This is a genomic window from uncultured Lactobacillus sp. (assembly GCF_948948975.1).
Lineage (GTDB): Bacteria > Bacillota > Bacilli > Lactobacillales > Lactobacillaceae > Lactobacillus.
Map to the genome: position 1 here is coordinate 1 of NZ_CARBVX010000018.1, position 21,157 is coordinate 21,157.

General features: G+C 34.2%; 20 protein-coding genes. 3 read left to right on the forward strand and 17 right to left on the reverse strand.

Translation table 11 applies throughout. The features are described from left to right. The first annotated feature begins 424 nt into the window (after positions 1-424). Complete coding sequence (gene udk / locus Q9R40_RS07445; RefSeq protein WP_004895448.1) at positions 425-1,060, forward strand: uridine kinase; 636 nt, start codon at positions 425-427, stop codon at positions 1,058-1,060. A gap of 26 nt (positions 1,061-1,086) precedes the next feature. Here udk and Q9R40_RS07450 read toward each other — a convergent pair whose 3' ends face one another. From Q9R40_RS07450 to Q9R40_RS07460, 4 genes are all read right to left on the reverse strand, one after another. Next, entirely contained in the window at positions 1,087-1,314 is a 228-nt protein-coding gene (locus tag Q9R40_RS07450) for a hypothetical protein (RefSeq protein ID WP_011161705.1), read from the reverse strand. A 7-nt stretch (positions 1,315-1,321) separates the two neighbouring features. Then, positions 1,322-2,116 carry a DUF4097 family beta strand repeat-containing protein gene (locus tag Q9R40_RS07455; RefSeq protein ID WP_304677089.1) on the reverse strand — a complete coding sequence of 265 codons (795 nt, stop codon included), beginning with the start codon at positions 2,114-2,116 and terminating at the stop codon, positions 1,322-1,324. 100 nt (positions 2,117-2,216) lie between these two features. Then, positions 2,217-2,375 carry a hypothetical protein gene (locus Q9R40_RS09540; RefSeq protein ID WP_333510277.1) on the reverse strand — a complete coding sequence of 53 codons (159 nt, stop codon included), beginning with the start codon at positions 2,373-2,375 and terminating at the stop codon, positions 2,217-2,219. Then, positions 2,317-4,245, reverse strand: coding sequence for a PTS glucose transporter subunit IIABC (locus tag Q9R40_RS07460; protein ID WP_270516143.1), 1,929 nt, complete (start codon positions 4,243-4,245; stop codon positions 2,317-2,319). The genes Q9R40_RS09540 and Q9R40_RS07460 overlap by 59 nt, the downstream gene beginning before the upstream one ends. A gap of 193 nt (positions 4,246-4,438) precedes the next feature. Between Q9R40_RS07460 and treR the strand changes: the two genes are divergently transcribed. Both treR and treC read left to right on the forward strand, forming a co-directional pair. Then, a complete protein-coding gene (gene treR, locus Q9R40_RS07465; RefSeq protein ID WP_304677091.1) occupies positions 4,439-5,164 on the forward strand; it encodes a trehalose operon repressor in 726 nt (241 codons plus the stop codon). Between the two features lie 15 nt (positions 5,165-5,179). Further along, positions 5,180-6,838 (forward strand): alpha,alpha-phosphotrehalase, encoded by a 1,659-nt coding sequence (gene treC / locus Q9R40_RS07470; RefSeq protein WP_304677093.1) that lies wholly within the window; start codon positions 5,180-5,182, stop codon positions 6,836-6,838. 59 nt (positions 6,839-6,897) lie between these two features. On the opposite strand, the gene Q9R40_RS07475 is transcribed toward treC, so the two are convergent. From Q9R40_RS07475 to Q9R40_RS07535, 13 genes are all read right to left on the reverse strand, one after another. Beyond that, positions 6,898-7,287, reverse strand: coding sequence for a hypothetical protein (locus Q9R40_RS07475; protein WP_304677094.1), 390 nt, complete (start codon positions 7,285-7,287; stop codon positions 6,898-6,900). Positions 7,288-7,470: 183 nt separating this feature from the next. Continuing rightward, positions 7,471-8,121 (reverse strand): amino acid ABC transporter permease, encoded by a 651-nt coding sequence (locus Q9R40_RS07480; RefSeq protein WP_011161699.1) that lies wholly within the window; start codon positions 8,119-8,121, stop codon positions 7,471-7,473. Positions 8,122-8,134: 13 nt separating this feature from the next. After that, the gene (locus Q9R40_RS07485) at positions 8,135-8,773 is read right to left on the reverse strand and encodes an amino acid ABC transporter permease (RefSeq protein ID WP_004896905.1); all 639 of its coding nucleotides are present in this window, start codon (positions 8,771-8,773) and stop codon (positions 8,135-8,137) included. Beyond that, a complete protein-coding gene (locus tag Q9R40_RS07490) occupies positions 8,770-9,594 on the reverse strand; it encodes a transporter substrate-binding domain-containing protein (protein ID WP_270516149.1) in 825 nt (274 codons plus the stop codon). Before Q9R40_RS07490 ends, Q9R40_RS07485 begins: the two co-directional genes overlap by 4 nt. A gap of 1 nt (position 9,595) precedes the next feature. Then, positions 9,596-10,345, reverse strand: a complete 750-nt coding sequence (locus Q9R40_RS07495) for an amino acid ABC transporter ATP-binding protein (RefSeq protein ID WP_023599372.1) — start codon at positions 10,343-10,345, stop codon at positions 9,596-9,598. Positions 10,346-10,788: 443 nt separating this feature from the next. After that, a complete protein-coding gene (locus Q9R40_RS07500) occupies positions 10,789-11,610 on the reverse strand; it encodes a transporter substrate-binding domain-containing protein (protein ID WP_304677097.1) in 822 nt (273 codons plus the stop codon). Positions 11,611-11,673: 63 nt separating this feature from the next. Next, positions 11,674-13,443: an ABC transporter ATP-binding protein gene (locus tag Q9R40_RS07505; RefSeq protein WP_304677098.1), complete on the reverse strand. Its 1,770-nt coding sequence runs from the start codon at positions 13,441-13,443 to the stop codon at positions 11,674-11,676. Beyond that, a complete protein-coding gene (locus Q9R40_RS07510) occupies positions 13,436-15,169 on the reverse strand; it encodes an ABC transporter ATP-binding protein (protein ID WP_304677099.1) in 1,734 nt (577 codons plus the stop codon). Before Q9R40_RS07510 ends, Q9R40_RS07505 begins: the two co-directional genes overlap by 8 nt. Positions 15,170-15,172: 3 nt before the next feature. Then, positions 15,173-15,610, reverse strand: a complete 438-nt coding sequence (locus Q9R40_RS07515) for a MarR family winged helix-turn-helix transcriptional regulator (RefSeq protein WP_297938013.1) — start codon at positions 15,608-15,610, stop codon at positions 15,173-15,175. Between the two features lie 81 nt (positions 15,611-15,691). After that, the gene (locus tag Q9R40_RS07520; RefSeq protein ID WP_304677100.1) at positions 15,692-16,546 is read right to left on the reverse strand and encodes an alpha/beta hydrolase; all 855 of its coding nucleotides are present in this window, start codon (positions 16,544-16,546) and stop codon (positions 15,692-15,694) included. A 99-nt stretch (positions 16,547-16,645) separates the two neighbouring features. Beyond that, positions 16,646-17,884 (reverse strand): MFS transporter, encoded by a 1,239-nt coding sequence (locus tag Q9R40_RS07525; RefSeq protein ID WP_304677101.1) that lies wholly within the window; start codon positions 17,882-17,884, stop codon positions 16,646-16,648. Positions 17,885-17,974: 90 nt separating this feature from the next. Further along, positions 17,975-19,381 carry a C69 family dipeptidase gene (locus Q9R40_RS07530; protein WP_011161691.1) on the reverse strand — a complete coding sequence of 469 codons (1,407 nt, stop codon included), beginning with the start codon at positions 19,379-19,381 and terminating at the stop codon, positions 17,975-17,977. A 181-nt stretch (positions 19,382-19,562) separates the two neighbouring features. After that, positions 19,563-21,056 carry a peptide MFS transporter gene (locus tag Q9R40_RS07535; protein WP_304677104.1) on the reverse strand — a complete coding sequence of 498 codons (1,494 nt, stop codon included), beginning with the start codon at positions 21,054-21,056 and terminating at the stop codon, positions 19,563-19,565. Between the last annotated feature and the right edge of the window lie 101 nt (positions 21,057-21,157).

The window sequence follows — 21,157 nt, forward strand, 5'->3', positions numbered from 1 at the left end:
AAAACCATTTACTCTAGTACCACCAACAACTTCAACCATTTCTTCTTCAGTTAAAGTAACTTTCTTAACAATATTTTCTTTTTTAATTTCTTTCATTGTTATTCTCTCCTCTAAAACAATTAATAACATTTTTATGTCTTAAATATTACCATCTTTTACTATCTAAAAAATCAAAAAATACCAAATTGGTCAATTTGATTACTGATTTAGTATTCTTTTTCTATAACGTACTACTAGTAAATATATATTTTTTTGAAAGAGAATTAATTTTATAAATATTAATAGTGAACAAGGTATTTATTTTTAACTAGTTCCAAAATATATCACTATAAAAAACATATTTGTCAAGATTATTGCTCAGAAAGCTATCATAGGGCATAATTTTAAGGTATTATTGTAATAGTTTAAAAAAGGAGATTTTATTGTGCAAAGTAAACGCCCTATTATCATTGGAATTGCTGGTGGTTCTGGTAGTGGTAAAACAACCATCGCCCATGAAATTTATGACCAATTACAACAAGACGACCATATCTTAATTATGACGCAAGATTCTTACTACAAGAACAACGACAACTTATCAATGGCAGACCGTAAAAAAATCAACTACGACCATCCTGATGCCTTTGACATGCCACTTCTTGTTGAACAATTACGTCAATTAATGGACTATAAGGCAGTTGAAATGCCAGTTTATGACTTTACCGCTCATACAAGAAGTGAAAAGACAATTCACACTGAACCAGCCGATATTATTATCTTAGAGGGTATCCTAGTTTTAGGCGAAGAAAATTTACGTGATTTAATGAGTATTAAAGTCTTTGTAGATACTGATGATGATATTCGTTTTATCAGAAGATTAGAGCGTGATACACAAGAACGTGGACGTTCTGTAGAATCAGTAATTAATCAATACTTAGCAACGGTTAAGCCCATGTATAATCAATTCATTGAACCAACTAAGCGTTATGCTGATATCATTGTTCCAGAAGGTGGAGAAAATGATGTTGCTATCGATATGCTTACTACTAAGATTCGTTCAGTTTTAAGTACAGTCAAATAAAAATAACCTCGTGGTTTTCCACGGGGTTATTTTTCACCAAAAAAGAAACTCATTATAATTCCACCAATCAGACTTCCACCTATTAATCCAAGATATTCTGACGTTTTCAGTATTAAGCTTTGAGCTTCACTCCAATTAGAAATTCCCACTACTATAGAACTCATTACAAAGAATGAGACTGTATTAATAATAACTGATTTCAAGCTACTATAAATTCCTAAATTTTTCTGCTTAGATTTCTCTCTTTTCACCATTCTTCTCCTATTCCACCACATTATCTCCATCTACTGTTGTCATTGTTAAGATCACTCCAGATGGTTGCGGATCAAATGAAATATTATTTAGTCCATTAGCTGTCCTGACACGGGCATACTTTAAATTTGCACTCCAGACAGTATTATTTCCTTCAATATTATTAATATCGTAATCGCTCTTAAAGACAGCATGATCTAAGGTGAAATTACCAGCCTTTAAGTTTGCACTTCCACCATCAATAGTTACGTCAGTTAAATTCATGTCTCCATCGGTAACATTCAATGAAATTTGAGATAGGGTAGATCCAGATACTTTAATTTCTCCGTCATATGTAGCCAGCTTCCCATCAGCTAAATCGCTGTTTCTCACGGTTACATTACCATCTGTCGATTCTAGAAGGGCTTCAGCAATTGCAACACGTCTTACCCTAACTCTTCCCTCAGTCGATTTAAGATATGCTTTTTCCACTTTGGTATCAACGATTTCAATATCACCACTATTAGTTTGAACATCAAGCCTATCTAAAGTTACTTCTGCTGGTACAACAACTTTAAGATGCGCTTCACCATTATCAATTAAATTAATTCTCTGCTTAAGCTGTAACTTTCCATTTTCCAATTGAACAATAGGTAAGTAGTGCTCTTTACCCATAAAGTTAACTGCAAAACGTTCTCCTTGTTCAACTGTTACATCCCCGCTACTTAATTTTATTTTCAATTCGTTGAATTCTTCGTCACTTATTTTTACCCTAACAATCTCATCTTTTTTATTTTCTTTAGAAAAAAGCTTTTCAAAGATCATAGCCTTTCCCCCAATCTACGACACAATTAAATTATTATTAATTATATTAATAAGATTTAATATTTTCAACTATTGAATTCAAAAAAACAGCGCTGAATTATCAACGCTGTTTTATCGTTTTTAGCCACTTAATTTGGTTATCAAATCTACTAATTACCCCTTCTAAGATCAAATAATGGCCATAATTTTTTTCTATTATATTACTTACTACCTGGTCTCTTCTTCTTTGCGACCTTAGTACCTTGTACCATCTTGTCATTGTAGCCCCATACCCAAGTTACAATAAACGAAACTACAATAGTTACAGCACTAGCAATTAAAAAGGTGTAGAAACTAGATAAATCAGTTGGATGTTTTGGATTGAAGAATGATGAGAATCCAATCAACCCACCAGTAAAGCCATACATTGTTCCATGCATTAAGCCAGTAACTAATCCACCAAAGGCAGAACCGATACATCCAGAAATAAATACTTTCTTATATCTTAAACTAATACCATAAACGGCTGGTTCTGTTACACCACACATTGCAGAAATTGTTGAAGCAAAACCTAATTCCTTTAAGTCTTCTTTCTTAGACTTAATAGCAACAGCTAATACGGCAGCACCTTGGGCAATCATTGATGAACAAATAATTGCGTTTAATGCACTTTCACCAGTTCCGGCAATTTGTTGAGCAACAAGTGGCACAACACCCCAGTGAAGGCCAAAGATAACCAATACTTGGTAGAACCCACCAATAATGAATCCACCAACCCAGCCAGATGCATGAACTAACCAATTAATGAAGACAGCAATACCGTTGGCAACACCTTGAATAATTGGACCAGTTACCATCAAAGTTAAAGCTGATACAACTAGAACAGTAATTAATGGAATAAAAATCATTTGTAAGTATGATGGTAGCCACTTTTTAAGCCAATCTTCACATTTTTTAGCAAGCCATGCAGCTAAAATCATTGGGAAAATTGAGTACGTATAGTTCAAGAACTCAAACTTAATTCCGCCAATTTCAAACATGGTCTTAAAAGCTTTACCCCAATCAACTAATTGCGGATAAACGAGCACTCCACCAATAACTGCAGCAATAATCGGATCAGAGTTCAATCTTTTAGCTGCACAATATCCTACTAAAATTGGTAAGAAGAAGAATGCGGAATCAGCGATTGCACTAGTTGTAATATAAGCTGTACTCTTTACACTAAGCAAACTCCCTAATTGAGGAAGAGTTAGGAGGGCTAATATACCCTTAATAATACCAGCTGCAGCAATTACTCCAATAATTGGACTCATTGAACCAGTAATAAAACCGATTAAATTACCGAAAGCTCTTGAAACTGGATTCTTGCCATCATCTTCTGGAGCCGGCGTTGCTTCACTATCTAAAGGTCCTAATTGTTTAACTACTTCGTCAAAAACATTAGTAACTTCATTACCGATCACGACTTGATATTGGCCGGAAGCATGCATTACATCCAAAATTCCACGCTGATTCTTCAAAGCTTCATCATTTGCTTTACTTTCATCCTTTAAGTAAAAACGCAAACGTGTAATACAGTGAATCACATTATTAACATTATCCTTACCACCGACATTTTTAATAATAAAGGCAGCTAACTCTGGATAAGATAGCTTTTTACTTGAAGTATCCTCAGCTTCTTCTTCTTTCAAGTATGCAGTTGCTACTACTTCACCAGCTTTTGCTTCACCCTCAGTTACATCTAGTCCTGAAAGCTTATCTGCTGAATTAGTAATTAAAACCATAATTGTTGTATCTAATCCTTTGGCTTTAATTTCATCTAAGTTCATTTCAGCAATTTCTTGGCCAGCCTTAACTTCCTGACCATTTTCAATCTTAATGGTAAATGGAGCTCCCTTTAAGCCAACGGTGTCTACACCCATATGAACTAACACTTCTAGTCCTTCTTCAGTTACGATACCAACAGCATGTTTAGTGTCAGCAACCATACTGATTTTTCCTGAAACAGGTGCTACAACCTTTCCAATGGTTGGAGTTAATCCAAACCCATCCCCCATTGTTCCCTGAGAAAAGATTGGATCGGAAGTTTTAGCCAAAGCAATAACCGCTCCAGTTGCTGGAGCTAATAAATTAGTAGTATCTTGTACCATAATTTCATTCTCCTCTTTGAAAGTATCCGCTTTCATTTATCTTGATTTTAATATTATACTTGTCTGTACAAGTTGTCAATATATTTTTATGAAAAAGCTTACTTTTCTATTAAATCAATATTTTATAAATAAAAATATTTTTCTTTACTTGTCTAATCAAGTGTATATAATTAAAGACGAAGGAGGATTTTTTATGGCTCAATCTAAAGTTGGAGTAATCGCTCAAGACTTAGTTGATAAAATTAAACATCAACAATATAAGCCTGGCGACTATCTCCCAAGTGAACATCAATTAATGGATTTATATGGCGCTTCTCGTGAGACAATTCGAAAAGCTCTTAATAGCTTAACTGACCTAGGACTGATCCAAAAAATTCGAGGAAAAGGTTCAATTGTATTGAATTTAGATCGTTATACTTTTCCAATTTCCGGAATTACTAGTTTTGCGGAATTGAATAATCAATTGGGATTAAAAGCTGAGACAAAAGTATTACTTTTACAAAAAGAAGATAAGTTGCCAGTTCAATTTATCAAGTATTTTCCTGAAGAAGAAAACAGCAAAGGTTTTCATCTTGAACGATTACGGTTAATTGATAGGCAAGCGGATGTCTTAGATTGCGATTATCTACTATCTCCTCCTGTTGATTCTCTTCCACAGGAAGCTGCTGAGACTTCTATCTATGACTATTTAGAAAATAAACAAAAATTAGATATTTCATACGCAACAAAAGAAATTTCTGTCTGCGAAGTTGATAAAAGAATTCAAGATTTACTTCAACTCGACAACGATCTTGCAGTTTTAGTTGCAAGCCGTAATTACTTAGCTGATACAACTAAATTCGAATTAACTTTGTCTTATCACAGACCTGATAAATTCAAATTTGTTGATTTTGCTCGTAGAAAAAAGATTAAGCTTTAGAAAGGTACTATATCAATGAATAATTTAGGCAATAAAGTAATCTACCAAATTTATCCAAAATCTTTTTATGACTCAAATAATGATGGAATCGGCGATTTACGTGGAATTATCCAAAAAATTGATTATATTAAGAAACTAAACGTAGACTTTATTTGGTTTAATCCGTTTTTTGTTTCCCCGCAAAATGATAACGGGTATGATATCGCTGATTATAAAAAAATTGATCCTCGCTTTGGAACTATGGCAGATTTTGAAGAATTAGTAACCAAATTAAAAGATATAAATGTTAATGTTATGCTTGATATGGTCTTAAACCACTGTTCCACTGAACATGAATGGTTCAAAAAGGCTCTTGCTGGTGATAAAAAATATCAAAAATTTTTCTATCTCAGAAAAGGTAAAGATGGAAAGTTGCCTAACAATTGGCAATCTAAATTTGGTGGCCCTGCCTGGTCAAAATTTGGTGACACAGATTATTACTACCTCCATCTTTATGATCCAACTCAAGCAGATCTTGACTGGCATAATCCAGAAGTTCGTGCTGCTTTAATTGATGTAGTAAACTTTTGGCGTGGTAAGGGTGTTCACGGTTTCCGCTTTGACGTAATTAATGTAACAGGAAAAGATACTGTCCTAGTTGATTCAACTGACCCAGTCCAAGAAAAATCACTCTATACTGATACTCCAGTAGTACAACAATATCTAAAAGAATTAAACGCTAAATCCTTTGGTCAAGATCCAGAATCTGTTACCGTTGGAGAAATGTCCTCTACCACAATTGAAAATTCAATTGCTTATACTCGTCCAGAAGATCATGAACTCTCAATGGTCTTCACTTTCCACCATCTCAAAGTTGACTACAAAAATGGAGAAAAGTGGTCAAAGATGCCTTTTGATTTCAAAAAATTAAAAGACATTATGCTTACTTGGAACAGCAAAATTGACCAAGGTGGCGGTTGGCAAGCTCTATTTTGGAACAATCATGATCAACCTTGGGCTTTAAATCGGTTTGGCGATACCGGTAAATATCATGACAAATCCGCTGAAATGTTAGCTCTCGCTCTTCACCTACTGCGCGGAACACCTTATATCTACATGGGTGAAGAAATCGGTATGATGGATCCACACTATACCTCGATGAAAGATTATGTTGATATTGAAGCACTAAATGCATATGATGCCCTCATTGCTAAAGGAATGCATGAAAAAGAAGCTTTTGAAATCGTTCAATCAAAAGCTCGTGATAATTCAAGGGTCCCAATGCATTGGGATAATTCTAAATATGCTGGTTTTAGTGAAAGTAAGCCTTGGCTGATGCCAACTGACCAAGACAAGGTGAATGTTGAAAAGGAATTACGTGAAGGAGAAATTTTTAATTTCTACCAAAAATTAATTAAACTTAGAAAAAGTGAAGAATTAATTTCAGCTGGTCATATTAAGCCACTTTTGATGGATCATCCCCAGGTTATGGCATATGAACGCTACTTAGATAACTCTGACGGAAAATTATTAGTCTTTGCTAACTTCTATAGTAAAAAAACAAAAGTTGAAGTTCCTACGGAATATATAAATCGTGACGGTGAAATTTTAATTCAAAATTATGATGAAAAGATTGCTTCTCTTCCTTCAACACTTGAGTTAAAGCCATATGAAGCTTTAGCAATTAAAATATAGTAAATAAATAGCCACTACCCATCGCTTTTCATGTGTAGTGGCTATTTTTATCAAATAATTTACTTAAAGAAATTTACAAATCCACTAAATAGAATTACCGTACTAATTAAATAAATTTGCCAAACAGCGAGATTACTATCATCCTTACTTAACATTTTAGCCATTTGATGTCCACGCCAGTACATTAAAAGCGAGACAATAATTAAAATAATTCCTAGAATAATATATAAAAAGTGTGGAATATACGGATTCGTATCGCCTAACAGGAACATGACTGGTACGATAATCAATACTGCACTAATAAAGGTTCCAAAGTATATTACATAAGGTGCAGTAGCAAGCTGTTTTGCCTTTTTATCCCACTTATAAAATCTGAAAGTACGATACAATTCAAAGAAGCCCAGTAACATTACTACAATGTACATGGCTGTTAAACCCCAATTTTTCATAATTAATTTCCTAACATTTTATTTATTCTTATATATTTATACCTGTATTTTATTCCTTTCTTAAAAATAAAAATACGAAAAGTACCAAACTAGTTCATTTTTTTACTAATTTGGATATACAGTTAATTAGCTCTACTAAAAGGCATAATAAAAACCACATGAATTTTTTCATGTGGTTTATTTTTAATATTTACTTTGTAAATGCTTAGCAACCATTGAAAGTGAGAAACAAACAATGAAGTACATAATCGCAATAATTACATACATTGGAATTAAGTAAGTAGTATTTTGACTATAAATAATTTGTGCATGGAATAATAATTCCGGTAAAACAATAATTGTTGCTAAAGACGTATCCTTAACTAATGAAACAAATTGTGATAAAAGGGATGGAATCATCTTATTGAGGGCTTGCGGAATAATTACATGATACATTGCCTGCATATATGTCATCCCATTTGATCGAGCACCTTCCATTTGGCCCGGATCAACAGCAGCGATCCCACTTCTCACAATTTCAGCTAGCATTGCCCCTTCAAATACTACCAAGGCAATAATAGACGCAACCGTTGGATTGGTAATAATCCCTAATTCTGGTAATCCAAAATACGTAAAGAAGATAATTAACAATAGGGGCAGGTTTCTAATAATATCAATTACAAATCCCACAATTGCTGAAAGATATTTAATTTTTACGTAACGGATAAAACCCAATACTAGTCCTAATACAAAGCTTAAAGCAATTGAGATCAAAGATACATATATGGTCACCCACAAACCTTGTAAGAGAAAGCGAATGTTAATCCAAGAATATGCATGAATAAAGTTTTCCATCTTTTTCTCCTTTCTAGGCTAATTTCTTTTCTAAGTGACGCATGTAGTAACTTAATGGTAGTGTTAGGACTAAGTAAAATAACCCTACAACAACATAAGTATTGATCGTTTCAAATGATGAGAATGCAATTACGTCTGCTTGATACATCAAATCAAAACCTGCTACAAAGGCTAAAACGGATGAGTTCTTAATTAAGTTAATGAACTGGTTCCCTAATGGAGGAATGACAATCTTTAAAGCTTGTGGCAAGATAACATACCGCATAGCTTGCGTATAAGTCATCCCATTTGAGCGGGCACCTTCCATTTGGCCATCACCAACTGAGTTAATTCCCGCTCTAACTGTTTCTGCAATAAATGCTGAAGTATATAATGTTAATCCAATTGTACCTGCTGCAAAACCTGATACCTTGAACCAAATTTGTGGTACAACCAGATAAAAAATCATTGTAATAACTAACAAAGGAATGTTACGGAAAATTTCAATGTAGACATGTGCTACTGCTCTACCAAACTTATTTGGTGCAACTTCTAGCAAAGCAAAACCTACCCCAAGGATTAAACTAAAGAATAGAGCAATTACACTACATAAAATTGTGTTCCAAAAGCCTGATAAGAATTCAGACCAATGATTTGTTAAAATTCCTATCACGAATTTTCAACCTCCTTAATATTAAATCCTGGAATACCGTCAAACCATTTAACTAATAAACGATGATACGTTCCATTTTTCTTTAATTCATTTAATGCCTTATTAATATGATCAGCAAAATCAGTTTGACCTTTTTCTACCGCAATACCGTAAGGTTCACTTGTGTAAGTTCCCCCTACTAATTTATAACCTTTATTCTCACTAGCAATTCCGGCAAGTAAACCATTATCGGTAGTCATAGCTTGTCCTTGACCAGCTTTTAATGCAGTAAATGCTTGACCATAATCATCATATTCCAAAACTTTTGCTTTAGGTGCAAACTTCTTAACATTATCAACTGCTGTTGTTCCTTTAACAGCTAGAGCAGTCTTACCGTTCAAGTCTCTAACATTTTTGATTGAGGAATCATCTTTTACAAGCAGTGATTGGCCAGCAGTAAAATATGGTTCACTAAAAGTTACTTGTTTTTTTCGATCAGGTGTAATGGTCATTGTAGCTAAAATTGCATCAATATTTCCATTTTTTAGTAGCGGTATTCTTGTTTTGGGAGTAGTTTGTACAAATTCAGCTTTTGCGTCTTTACCCAACATTTGTTTAGTTAAGGCCTTTGCTAAATCAACTTCAAAACCTTCAATCTTTCCAGTTTTAATACTCATTAAACCAAATAAGCGAGTATCAGCCTTAACTCCCCAAGTAATTGTCTTACTTTCTTTAACCTGATCATAAACATTACTTGATTTCTGCTTCTTGGCACAGCCGGCCAAAGTAACTAATAAAGCTAGTACCAGAGGCAAAATAAAAATCTTAGTTGATTTTTTCATTTTAGCCACCTAGCTTTTCAGTAATAACCTTACTTAAAAATTGACGTGCACGTTCAGTCTTAGGATGTTCAAAGAATTCTTCTGGTTTTTCATCCTCTAAAATTCTACCTTGATCAAAGAAAATTAATCTGTCCCCAACTTCACGAGCAAATCCCATTTCGTGAGTTACAACAACCATTGTAATTCCTTGATCTGCTACGTATTTCATAACATCTAACACATCTTGAATCATTTCTGGATCAAGAGCACTAGTTGGTTCATCAAACAAAATTGCCTTTGGTCTCATAGCTAATGAACGAGCAATTGCAACACGTTGCTTTTGTCCACCAGACAATTGTCTTGGATACATATTTGCCTTTTCTTCAAGACCAACTTTTTTTAGAAGATCCATGGCAATATCATTATTTTCCTTATCCGGTCTATGCAAAACAATCTTCGGAGCTAAAGTTATATTTTCAAGCACAGTGTGGTTGTCGTATAAGTTAAAATGTTGGAAAACCATTCCCACATTCTTACGAATTTTATTTAAATCCGTATGCTTATCTGCCAAATCATAGCCAGTAACCATCAAAGTACCAGAATTAATTCGCTCTAATCCATTCATTGTACGAATCAAAGTACTCTTACCAGAACCAGACGGGCCGATAATTGAAACAACTTGACCCTCTTCAATACTCAAATTAATATCCTTTAAAGCATGGAACTTACCATAGTATTTATTTACATGCTTAAAATCAATAATTGCAGCCATTGTGCTTCCCCTCTCTTTTTTACTCACTTTTCCATTCTACTCTAAAACTTCTTAAAATTAACTTCTGTAGTTATTACTTGTTGCATACCCCTTTATTTCCTGATTGGAGCAAAGAAAAAAAGCCCCTCGCTCCTAAATTACTCAGGACGAAAGGCTTTTTTCCGCGGTACCACCTAAATTGTCTAATTAAAGACCAACTTGACTAGAGCACAACCATGCTCCAGCGGCTAGATAACGTACCGCTTACGGCTAAACTTACTCTCTTAAAAGATTTCGGCCAGCAGCATTATAAAAGTGTCTTTCAATAATCCAGGGTCTGATAACTTTTCCACTACCGTTAACTCACTAAAAGAAATAGATTACCTACTTTTCTTTTTATCGCTTTTTAAATTTAAATGTTGATTACATTTAATAATATTTTTTCAAAAAAGGCAAGTAAAATTTTATTTTTCACCTTCGGCCTCTTTAATATTAAAACCTGGAATACCGCTAAACCACTTCTTTACCAAGGCATCATACGTCCCATCTTTTTTTAATTTTACTAGTGCACGATTAATTGCATTTTTCATTTGCGTCTGTCCTTTGTTGACCGCGATTCCATAGGGCTCATTGGTATAGGTGCCCCCTACAAGTTTATAGCCCTTGTTTTCTGTTGCAATTCCGGCAAGCAAACCATTATCAGTCGTCATTGCTTGACCTTGACCTGCTTTAAGCGCAGTAAATGCTTGACCATAATCATCAAATTCTAATACTTTAGCCTTAGGTGCAAATTTTTTAACATTGGCAACTGCTGTTGTACCTTTTACAGCTAATGCAGTTTTACCATTCATATCTTTAATACTCTTGATTGTTGAATCATCTTTTACAAGAAGTGATTGTCCAGCATAAAAATATGGGTCGCTAAAATCAATTTGTTTTTTGCGTTCTGGCGTAATCGTCATTGCCGCTAAAACTGCATCAATATTTCCATTTTTTAAAAGTGGAATTTTTGTTTTTGCAGTTGTTTGTACAAAGTTTGCCTTGGCATTTTTTCCTAGTATTTCTTTAGTTAAAGCATTTGCTAGATCAACTTCAAAACCTTCAATTTCCCCGGTTTTAATGCTCATCAAACCAAATAAACGGGTATCGGCCTTAACGCCCCAAGTAATTTCATTACTTTTTTTCACTTCTTGATAAACGTTACGAGTATTTTTTTGACATGCCGAAAGTAAAAAAACGCTAAATAAGACAATAAATAAAGAAAAGAATCGTAGCTTTCTCTTCACTTTTTAAACTTTCCCCCTAACCAAAATTAGAGGGAAAGCGTCCCTCTAATTTATTATTCAAAATTATTCAAATGCCATTTGATTTGTATACAAGCCATAGTAAAAACCACGCTTCTTAATTAATTCATCGTGATTTCCTTCTTCAATGACATTTCCATCTTTCAACACTACTATTTTATCTGAATTTAAGATAGTCTTCAAACGGTGAGCAATAACAAAACTGGTTCTGCCTGCGACAACTGCATCCATAGCTTTTTGGATCTTGGCCTCAGTAACAGTGTCTACATTAGAAGTAGCCTCATCTAAAATCAAAAATTCTGGGTCCGTTAAGATTGTTCGAGCAATTGAAATTAATTGCTTTTGACCAGTAGAAAAGACAGAATTTTCTTCAGAAACTTGAGTATCATATCCGTCGGGGAGGGTCATAATGAAGTCGTGAATATTAGCTTCTTTTGCGGCCGCAATTACTTCATCTCGACTCGCATCTGGCTTACCATATTTAATATTATCTTCAACACTTCCAGTAAACAGAACAGAATCTTGTAAAACAATACCAACATTATTTCTTAAAGATTCAAGTGTAATATCACGAACATCAACGCCATCAAAAGTTACTTTACCACTATTTACATCATAGAAACGATTAATTAGGTTCATGATCGTAGTTTTTCCTGAACCGGTTGGTCCAACTACAGCAACTGACTTGCCTTTATCGACATCAATTGAAACGCCATGCAAGATCTCTTTATCAGCGTTATAGCCAAAATGAACGTTTTCTAATTTAACGCCCTTTTTGATTCCTTTAAGAACTTTTCCATCAGGTACCGTATTCTCCTCATCTTGTTCTTCAACTGTTGCCAATCTTCTAGCACCAGTTAAAGCAAGTTGTGTCATTGAATAAATTGAAGTGAGTTGTGTTAGTGGTTGGAAATAAGTTTGTGAATATTCAACAAAGGCAACAATTAATCCCAATCCAATTGCTTGACTGACTTGGCCACTAACAATCAGCCATGCCCCTCCACCAATTACAATGGCTAAATTCAATAAAGAAATACCTTGGAGTAAGGGGAAGAGAATTCCAGAATAAAATTGACCTTTGAACATAGCGTTACGAACATCGTTATTGTACTTTTTAAAGTTTTGAACCGATTCTTCTTGCAAACCATTAGTAATAATAACTTTTTCACCATTGATCTGTTCGTTTACATAACCATTAAGATCACTAATTTTATCTTGTTGCTTATCTAAGTAAATTCTTGCCTTCTTCATAATGACTAAACTAATAATCAAAACAAATGGCGTTGTTGCTACCGTAAATAGGGCCATAGTTGGGTTTACGATAAACATCATAATGATAGTTCCGATTAATAATGCGCCTTGAGAAATAATTTCAAAAATTGCATTATTCAAGGCATTAAAAATATTATCTAAGTCTGAATTAAATAAAGATAATAGGTTTCCATCTTGATGAGTATCAAAGTAACGAATTAACATTCTTTGAAACTTAGCAAATAGGTTTTCTCTCATATCATTAGTAGCATTTGCAGTGAACTTTGACATTACCATCCATGCAATAAATGATGCAATAATTCCGGCTGCATATACGCCGACCATTGATCCTAAAGCCTGATAAAAGCTACTTAAATCATGAGTGCGGCTAGCTACTTTGTTAACTGCCTTAGTTAATTCTTGAACAGCATTTCCTAGGAAAAGAGGACCAAGTACTTGACTCAAAGTCGAAATCAAAGATAAGACAATAACAATTGTAACACCTTTCCAATAATCCTTTAAATACTTGGCAAAGTATTTTAATGCTTTTTTAGTATTACTCATCAATTTCACCTCTCTTTTCTTTAGCTTTCTGTGTGCGATAAATATCTTGATAAATTGGTGAAGTCTTCAGTAATTCTTCATGAGTTCCTTCAGCAACCAATTTACCATCATCTAAAACTAAAATTTTATCTGCATTCATCACTGATACTATCTTTTCAGCAATAATTACTGTTGTTGTATCTTTTAAATCATGCTCTAAAGCTTCTTGAACTAATTTTTCAGACTTAGCATCTAAGGCTGAAGTAGAGTCATCTAAAATTAAAATCGGTGGTTGACCAATAACACCACGAGCAATTGATAGACGTTGTTTTTGACCGCCAGAGAAGTTAGCTGATCTTTCTTCTACTTCATGGTCAAATTGATCTGGGTATTGACCGACAAATTCTTGTGCTTGTGCAATTTCTGAGGCACGTTTTAATTCATAATCTGTTGCATCTTCTTTTCCTTGGCGCAAGTTAGAAGCAATTGTTCCAGAGAATAAAATTGCTTTTTGTAAAACCATTGAAACAGTATTACGAAGTGATTTTTCACCAATAGTCTTTAAGTCTTTTCCCCCAATTTTTATTGTTCCTTTAGTCGGATCATAGAGACGTGGAATAAGTTGTGCAAGCGTACTTTTACCAGATCCTGTTGCTCCAACAATACCAACCATTTCACCTGGCTTCACCTTAAATGAGATATTTTTTAAAGTTGGCTTATCTCCACCGGGATAAGTAAAAGAAACATCGTCAAATTCAATACTTCCCTTTTCTGGTGCAGTTGGTGCATTAGGATCAAACTTAACATCTGGTTCAGTATCAAGTACTTCTTTAATTCTTCTTAGAGAAACCATCCCACGAGTGAAGTTCATAATCACAAAACCACCAATTAAAATTGCAAAGAGCAAAGTTAAAATATAAGAAACATATGGTGATACAACTGCAACATCAGTTGGAGTTAAATGAGCACTGCGTCCTACTAAAAAGACAACTAATGCAATTACTAAATAAGCAATTAACATGAAAGCTGGCATAATAGTAGAAATCCAGTAACCAATCTTAATATTTAATTCGTTTAAATCATCAGAAGTTTCGTTAAATCTCTCAATCTCATTTTCTCCTTGATTAAAAGATTTTACTACACGTACACCCTGTAAATTTTCTTTAACATGAGTAGAAATTTTATCCATGTAGTGTTGGAATTTAGCAAAAAGTTTATTCATATTTTGAATAACAATGTATCCAACCCCCATCATTAAAGCTAGCATCAATACAGGAGCCCACCAATATTGAGGAATGGTAATAATACTCAATACAAATGATCCAATTAAAATAATTGGCATTCTGAGTAATTGCATGAATAAGATCATCATCATATTCATAACTTGGTTCATATCATTAATTAAACGAACAACTAATGACCCACTAGAGAATTTTTCAATATTTCCAAAAGAAAAACTTTGAATCTTAGCATAAGTTTCTTCACGTAAATCTGAAGTTATTCCCTGGGCAATTTTTGCAGCATAATATACGTTAAAAATACCAGCAATAATTGCTAATAAACCAAGTACAACTAATCCAATTCCATCTCTTAAGACAACACTCTGGTTATCCGCTAAAATTGCTTTTTGGATATTTTCTAATAATCTTGGCTGCCATAAAGTTGCAAAAGCAGAAATCAGAATTGTAATAATCGCTAAAATTATTTCTTTACGATAATTTTTGAAGTGTGGCTTCAAAATTTGCATCTATTATTCTCCCTTCTTTCTTAAAAGCTCCCAAAAGGTATCACTCCACTCTTCATTTAGAGCTACTAACTGTTCCATCTTTTGCGCGCCCATTTTTTGTGCAATTTGCTTTTCAATTTCAAATAAAGGAGTCATTTTCTTTTTAGCATATTCTTTTCCGGAAGCAGTTAGCTGACAATACTTAACCCGATTATCTTCTGGATCAATTGTCAGTTCTAGATAATCTTTTTCTAGTAAGCGATGAATTCCTTTATTAATAGATTGCTTAGGTAAGTCACTTAAGTTGACCAGATCTTTTTGCGTTAATCTTTGGCGCATTAATAGTTCATACAAAATAATGGTTAGATAACTTGGCATACCATGTTGTCTATCCCACTCTGCATAAGCTTTTCCACCTCGGATAATTGCAAAATTCAACTTTTCGGTAGCAGTTAATTCCATACTTCACCTCACAAAAATAGTCTCTGTAGATACTGATTAACTATATTAGTATCCACAGAGACTATTGTCAATAACTTTTTATTATTCTTTCCATAAAAAATCAATTAAAAGTTTATCAACTTCTTTGTTTTCATGTAATTTGCTATGCTGTGCATTCTTACCCTTAATTTCTACTTCACGGTATGATTTTGCACGCCCATTAATTAAATACTTGTAACTTTGTGCTGAGGTTACAGAAACTGATCCATCAGAATTTGACCCATCTTCTTTATTGCCATAGATATTTAATACCTCAATTTGCCTTGGATAGTGTTTCCGTAAAGGCAATAATTGCCTAAAACCATCACTATAAATATCAGGTTCACCTGTTTTCTTATTTTTAATCTTAGCCTTTTGGCCGGCTTCTTCACCGAGATAGCCATCGTAATGACCCGCAATTGAAGCTACTTTATTAATCTTAGGTAATTTTTTATTGTCATAGTTTTCATTAATGTAATTAGCAATCTGTAAATTTCCCATTGAATGACCAACTAAATTAATCTTTGCATAATGATATTTATTAGAGATTGCAGTTATTACATTTTTTACATATGACGTTTTTCCACTCTGATTATCTTCTAGATTAACTTTGATAATCGGATTTTTTGCATTTTTTAGGATCGTACCGTTAAGTTTAACAGTACCATTTTTACTTACATCCGCTTGAATAATTGTATTACTTACGCCGGCCTTTTTTGCAGCATTCGCCATCTGGCTTTCCGCATTCGCACTTGATCCCCAGCCATGAAAGAAAAATGTTGGAATTGTTTCAGTATTGTTTAAGGAACTAGTAACCCTTGTAGCAGGAACATTTTGAGTCTTTTGACTACATCCTGTTAACACAAATAAAAATACTGCAATAAAAAAACTAGCAAGATAAATCTTTTTCTTCTTCATAATTATTTCCTCTCACACTTACTTTTTTCCAGTATACAAGGACAATTATCAATTGAAAAATATTTATTCTTACTAGTTTCCTATCGCTAAAAGCTATATTTAGTTCCTTTTAGCTTCTTTCGTTAATGTTTTTAAGCCTGGTAAAGTAATCATCACAGCAAAGCTAAGTAGGTATAAAGCTGATAAAAAGCCCATTACTACGCCTAAGTTATACTTATCCATTAAAATACCTATTACTACTGATGAAAATCCACCGATTGCTCTGCCGACATTAACAATAATATTATTGGCACTCGAGCGAATTTCTGTTGGATATAATCTACTGATTACAGCACCATAGCCACCAAACATCCCATTTGAGAAAAAGCCAACTACAGCTCCAATAATCAAAAGCATGGCCATATTTTGGGCCAAACTTAATGTATAAACCATTAAAGCTGAACCAATCAAGAAAATTGCAAAGGCTCTTCTAGGACCAAAGTAGTCAAAAATTGAACCAAATGTCATCATACCAATGCTCATTCCAATAATCGTAGAAATCATCCAAAGACTAGAATTCGAAACATTTAAATTCAATTGCTTTTGTACAATTGTAGGAAGCCAGTTCATTAAACCAAAGTATCCAGCAATTTGAACTGTCATCATAATCATTAAACCCACTGTTTGCCAAGCAAGATGTGGTGTTGAAAACATTTTTTTAGCCACATCCGATAATAAGGAATTACTTTCACTAGCTTGAGCCTTAATAAATTGCTCACTTTCATGGACATGTTTTCTAATGAAAATGGTTAAAATTACTGGAAGAATCCCTATTAAAAATAGCATATGCCAACCTGCTGCTGGAATAATCCAAGCTGCAATTAAAGCCGCTAAAATTGCTCCAATTTGACCACCAATCGCTGCTACTGAGGTCATTTTACCAATTTGTTCTTTGCGAAAGTTTTCAGCAATTAAAGCAATTCCGACACCATATTCTCCACCTGCTCCAATTCCTGCTAAAAAACGAAGTGCATAGATAAGATAAATATTATTGGCAAATGCCATCAAAGCTGTTGCAATTGCAAAAATAATTACTGTATGGCTAAAGGTTTTAACTCGACCAATCTTATCACCTAAAATTCCAAAGGCAATTCCACCAACTAACATTCCTAAATTAGTAATCGTTGAAATAAAACCAGCCTCTCCACCTGACAAGTGGAGATCAGCAATCATCGAACTCATTGCAAACGATAAAAAAAGCACATCCATATTCTCAAGCGCAAAACCTGACGAAGTAGATGCAATAACCCACTTCTGATTTTTGCTTAGAGTATGTCTGTGCTTAACCAGTGTATCCATATTAAATTCCTCCAAAACGAATGCTCTCTGTCATTCAATTATTTCTTCAGAACTTATTCTACTCGTTTTTTTATGATTTACAATCCTAGATTATAAGTCTGGGTCTCTTCTAAAGTGCAATGGTGATTTCTTTATTTGCTTTGTAATTAACTTACCAATTAATTCTTGATAATCCTTAACTGCTGTATGAGCTAAGTCTTTGTTTGCCTTGTTGATTAAGTCTAACTTCTTTGCAGGATCCTTTTCTTTATCAACTTTGGCATCATATTCAATACGCATTTGACTTAATTTTTGTTGTGTAGCATTTCTAGCTTGATACAATTGCAAACCATAGTCTTTCCATGAACGATCAGCTAAGACTTGTGCTTCCTTGTAGATCCAATATGCTGAGTTTGAAGCATACTTATCTTTGCCGTGTCTATAGAAGCTTGGCACTACGCTACCTTGTGGGTAGAAAGGAACATACACATTTTGACAAGTAATGCCTAGTGATAACCAGTGAATCCAATCCTTACCTTTAAGTTGCAGTAAGTGTGACTCCTCAGTAAAGTCAACACTAATTGGACGATATACGGCTGTATCTTTATTAACAGGATTTGCTACATCATATTTAGTTCCATCATAGTGATCTCTTAATACTCTTTGAGCATCAGTAATTGAAATTGGGTGGTCTGCTTTTTGAATAAATGGAATATCAAAGCTGCTTGGCTCTTGCTTAATAGAAGGACTTAAGATTCTTTGACCAGTCCAAACACGAGCAGTATTATAAGTTAAATCTAACAAATTATGTGTACCAAAAATACGACGCCAATTAAATGGCTTATTATTCGGCCATAAGTTATGCTCTTCAACAAATTTTTGTAAACCAGGAGCAGTAATGAAGTTATCAGAATCATTAAAATCAATTTCTTGAATGGCTAATTCATTAGCAGCTACAGCATAGCAATCATCTGGAATACGTTGTGCTACCCAGTAGTGAGCAGTACCAATTTCGAAGTACCAAGCTTCTTTAGGATCGGCAAACAAAATACCATCTGATTCACCTGCAGTATGATCTTTAATAATCTTAGCAAAGCGAGCAATAGCTTCACGTGCTGTCTTTACATAAGGCAAGATACAAGTTACCATTGCTTCTTCAATGATACCGGTCTTCTTGAATGGATCAAAAGATTGAACTTGGTCATTAGCATAGGTTGTTTCAGTAGCACTCATTGCTACCCCAAATTGGTTAATTCCGGATTCCTCATAAACCCCTTTCTTGTCACTCCAATTTGGAGTTGAAGAATAAGCATATCTATGAGTTGGTAAATCCATTTCAAACTTATTCAAGTTAGACTTAAAGTGATTATTAGGAATATCTTTTTCTTCATGAAAAGCTAAATGCTTAGCACAGTTTGGCTTATCATCTTCATTACGTCCAATGATAATGCTGCCATCTGTAGTAGCATTTTTCCCAATTAGAATTGATGTACATGCACTGTGATTACTTTCAATCATTATATATCACACTTTCATTTAAATAACCTTTCTTATTCATTCTTAATTGTATTACCTTAGGCGCAAAAATTTTACTAAAACGCATTTTCGAAAGTGTGAGCTAATGATTTCATAAAAAATAAGGAAAGATTCGAATTATCCATCAAATCTTTCCTTATTTAAATATTAAATTATGTTTGTTTTATTCAGCATCTGCCATTAAATTATGAATTTTCTTAGTAAAGAAAAACATCACTACACCGAATAGAACACTAACAATTCCAACTGCTAAAAAGTATGCTACTTCAGTTTTACTTGAGTAGTATTTAACAATTTGAGAGTTAATAGCTTGGCCAGTGGCATCTGCTAAGAACCAAAGACTCATCATCTGTGAACGGAAAGCTTTTGGTGCTAAACGAGTAGTTACAGATAAGCCAATTGGAGAAATAAGCATCTCGGCAATTTCAACAATAAACCAAGAACCAACTAACCAAAATGGACTAACTCGTCCGTTTGTTCCATAAAGCATTCCTGGAAGTGCCATCCACATATATGAAAGACCAGCAAAGACCAAACCAGCAGCAAATTTACCTGCAGCACTTGGTTGTTTCTTCCAGTTATCCCATAACCATACAAAGAATGGAGTTAAAATCATGATAAATACTGGGTTCAAAGTCTGGAAGTTAACTGCAGTAAAGTGCCATCCTCCGATGTGAAGTACTGTTCTTTGAGCAGCAAATAGTGCTAAAACAACAGAACCGGATTCTTCAATTCCCCAGAAAATAGAAGCTGCAATAAATAATGGAATGTAAGCCCATACCCTTGAACGTTCTTCCTTAGTAACTTTCGGGCTTCTAAGCATTAAAACAAAGTAATAAATTGGTAAGGCAATAGCAACAACGGTAATTAAAGTAATGATATTATCAATATTTAATTGACCAAAAGCAGCCATTAAACCTAATACTACTGCTAAAGCTAAAATTCCTAAACCGATTCTCTTTAAGATCTTATTACGAGTTTCGGGATCGATTGGATCTGTTGGATGCATCCCATCCTCAGAGAGATACTTTCTACCGCCCCAAACATACTGTACTAACCCAAAGAACATTCCAACTGCTGCTAAAGAAAAACCAGCATGGAAATTAAAATGATTTCCAAATAAATTAAGGCCAAAACCTTCACTTGCCCAAGGCACTAACCATGGAGCAAGCGCTGATCCTAAGTTAATACCAAAAACAAAGATACTGAAACCAGCATCACGTCTTCGATCATCTAATGAGTATAGGCCACCAACCATATCAGAAACATTAGGCTTAAGTAAACCTGTACCTACCACAATGAAGGCGATCGAAATATATAAACCTACCTCTGCCATTGGTAGGGCTAAGATAATGTGTCCAATCATAATAAGGACACCACCAAAGAAGACAGTACTACGTGCTCCCCAAATTCTGTCTGCTAGCCATCCACCAGCTACCGTAGAAAGATAAACAAGTGAACCGTAGATAGACATAATTGAAGCAGCAGTAGTTTCATTCATCCCTAATCCGCCACGTTCTACGGCATAATACATGTAGAAGAGTAAAATAGCACGCATACCATAGTAACTAAATCTCTCCCACATTTCAGTGAAGAACAAGGTGGACAAGCCACGAGGTTGTCCAAAGAAAGTCTTCTCTGTTGTTGAATTATTCATTAAAAACTATCCTTTCTGTATTATGTGTTTTATATACACAAAAAGGTCTATTCTATACCTATTTATAATAAGTAGTCAAATTGGTATAGTTCTTTACGTAA

Coding starts and splice junctions, on each gene's coding strand:
- Q9R40_RS07510 (WP_304677099.1), bottom strand. CDS start 15,169: ATGCAAATTTTGAAGCCACACTTCAAAAATTATCGTAAAGAAATAATT.
- Q9R40_RS07460 (WP_270516143.1), bottom strand. CDS start 4,245: ATGGTACAAGATACTACTAATTTATTAGCTCCAGCAACTGGAGCGGTT.
- treR (WP_304677091.1), top strand. CDS start 4,439: ATGGCTCAATCTAAAGTTGGAGTAATCGCTCAAGACTTAGTTGATAAA.
- Q9R40_RS07490 (WP_270516149.1), bottom strand. CDS start 9,594: ATGAAAAAATCAACTAAGATTTTTATTTTGCCTCTGGTACTAGCTTTA.
- treC (WP_304677093.1), top strand. CDS start 5,180: ATGAATAATTTAGGCAATAAAGTAATCTACCAAATTTATCCAAAATCT.
- Q9R40_RS07450 (WP_011161705.1), bottom strand. CDS start 1,314: ATGGTGAAAAGAGAGAAATCTAAGCAGAAAAATTTAGGAATTTATAGT.
- Q9R40_RS07520 (WP_304677100.1), bottom strand. CDS start 16,546: ATGAAGAAGAAAAAGATTTATCTTGCTAGTTTTTTTATTGCAGTATTT.
- Q9R40_RS07530 (WP_011161691.1), bottom strand. CDS start 19,381: ATGATTGAAAGTAATCACAGTGCATGTACATCAATTCTAATTGGGAAA.
- Q9R40_RS07480 (WP_011161699.1), bottom strand. CDS start 8,121: ATGGAAAACTTTATTCATGCATATTCTTGGATTAACATTCGCTTTCTC.
- Q9R40_RS07535 (WP_304677104.1), bottom strand. CDS start 21,056: ATGAATAATTCAACAACAGAGAAGACTTTCTTTGGACAACCTCGTGGC.
- Q9R40_RS07525 (WP_304677101.1), bottom strand. CDS start 17,884: ATGGATACACTGGTTAAGCACAGACATACTCTAAGCAAAAATCAGAAG.
- Q9R40_RS07475 (WP_304677094.1), bottom strand. CDS start 7,287: ATGAAAAATTGGGGTTTAACAGCCATGTACATTGTAGTAATGTTACTG.
- Q9R40_RS07515 (WP_297938013.1), bottom strand. CDS start 15,610: ATGGAATTAACTGCTACCGAAAAGTTGAATTTTGCAATTATCCGAGGT.
- Q9R40_RS09540 (WP_333510277.1), bottom strand. CDS start 2,375: ATGACAAGATGGTACAAGGTACTAAGGTCGCAAAGAAGAAGAGACCAG.
- Q9R40_RS07455 (WP_304677089.1), bottom strand. CDS start 2,116: ATGATCTTTGAAAAGCTTTTTTCTAAAGAAAATAAAAAAGATGAGATT.
- Q9R40_RS07505 (WP_304677098.1), bottom strand. CDS start 13,443: ATGAGTAATACTAAAAAAGCATTAAAATACTTTGCCAAGTATTTAAAG.
- Q9R40_RS07495 (WP_023599372.1), bottom strand. CDS start 10,345: ATGGCTGCAATTATTGATTTTAAGCATGTAAATAAATACTATGGTAAG.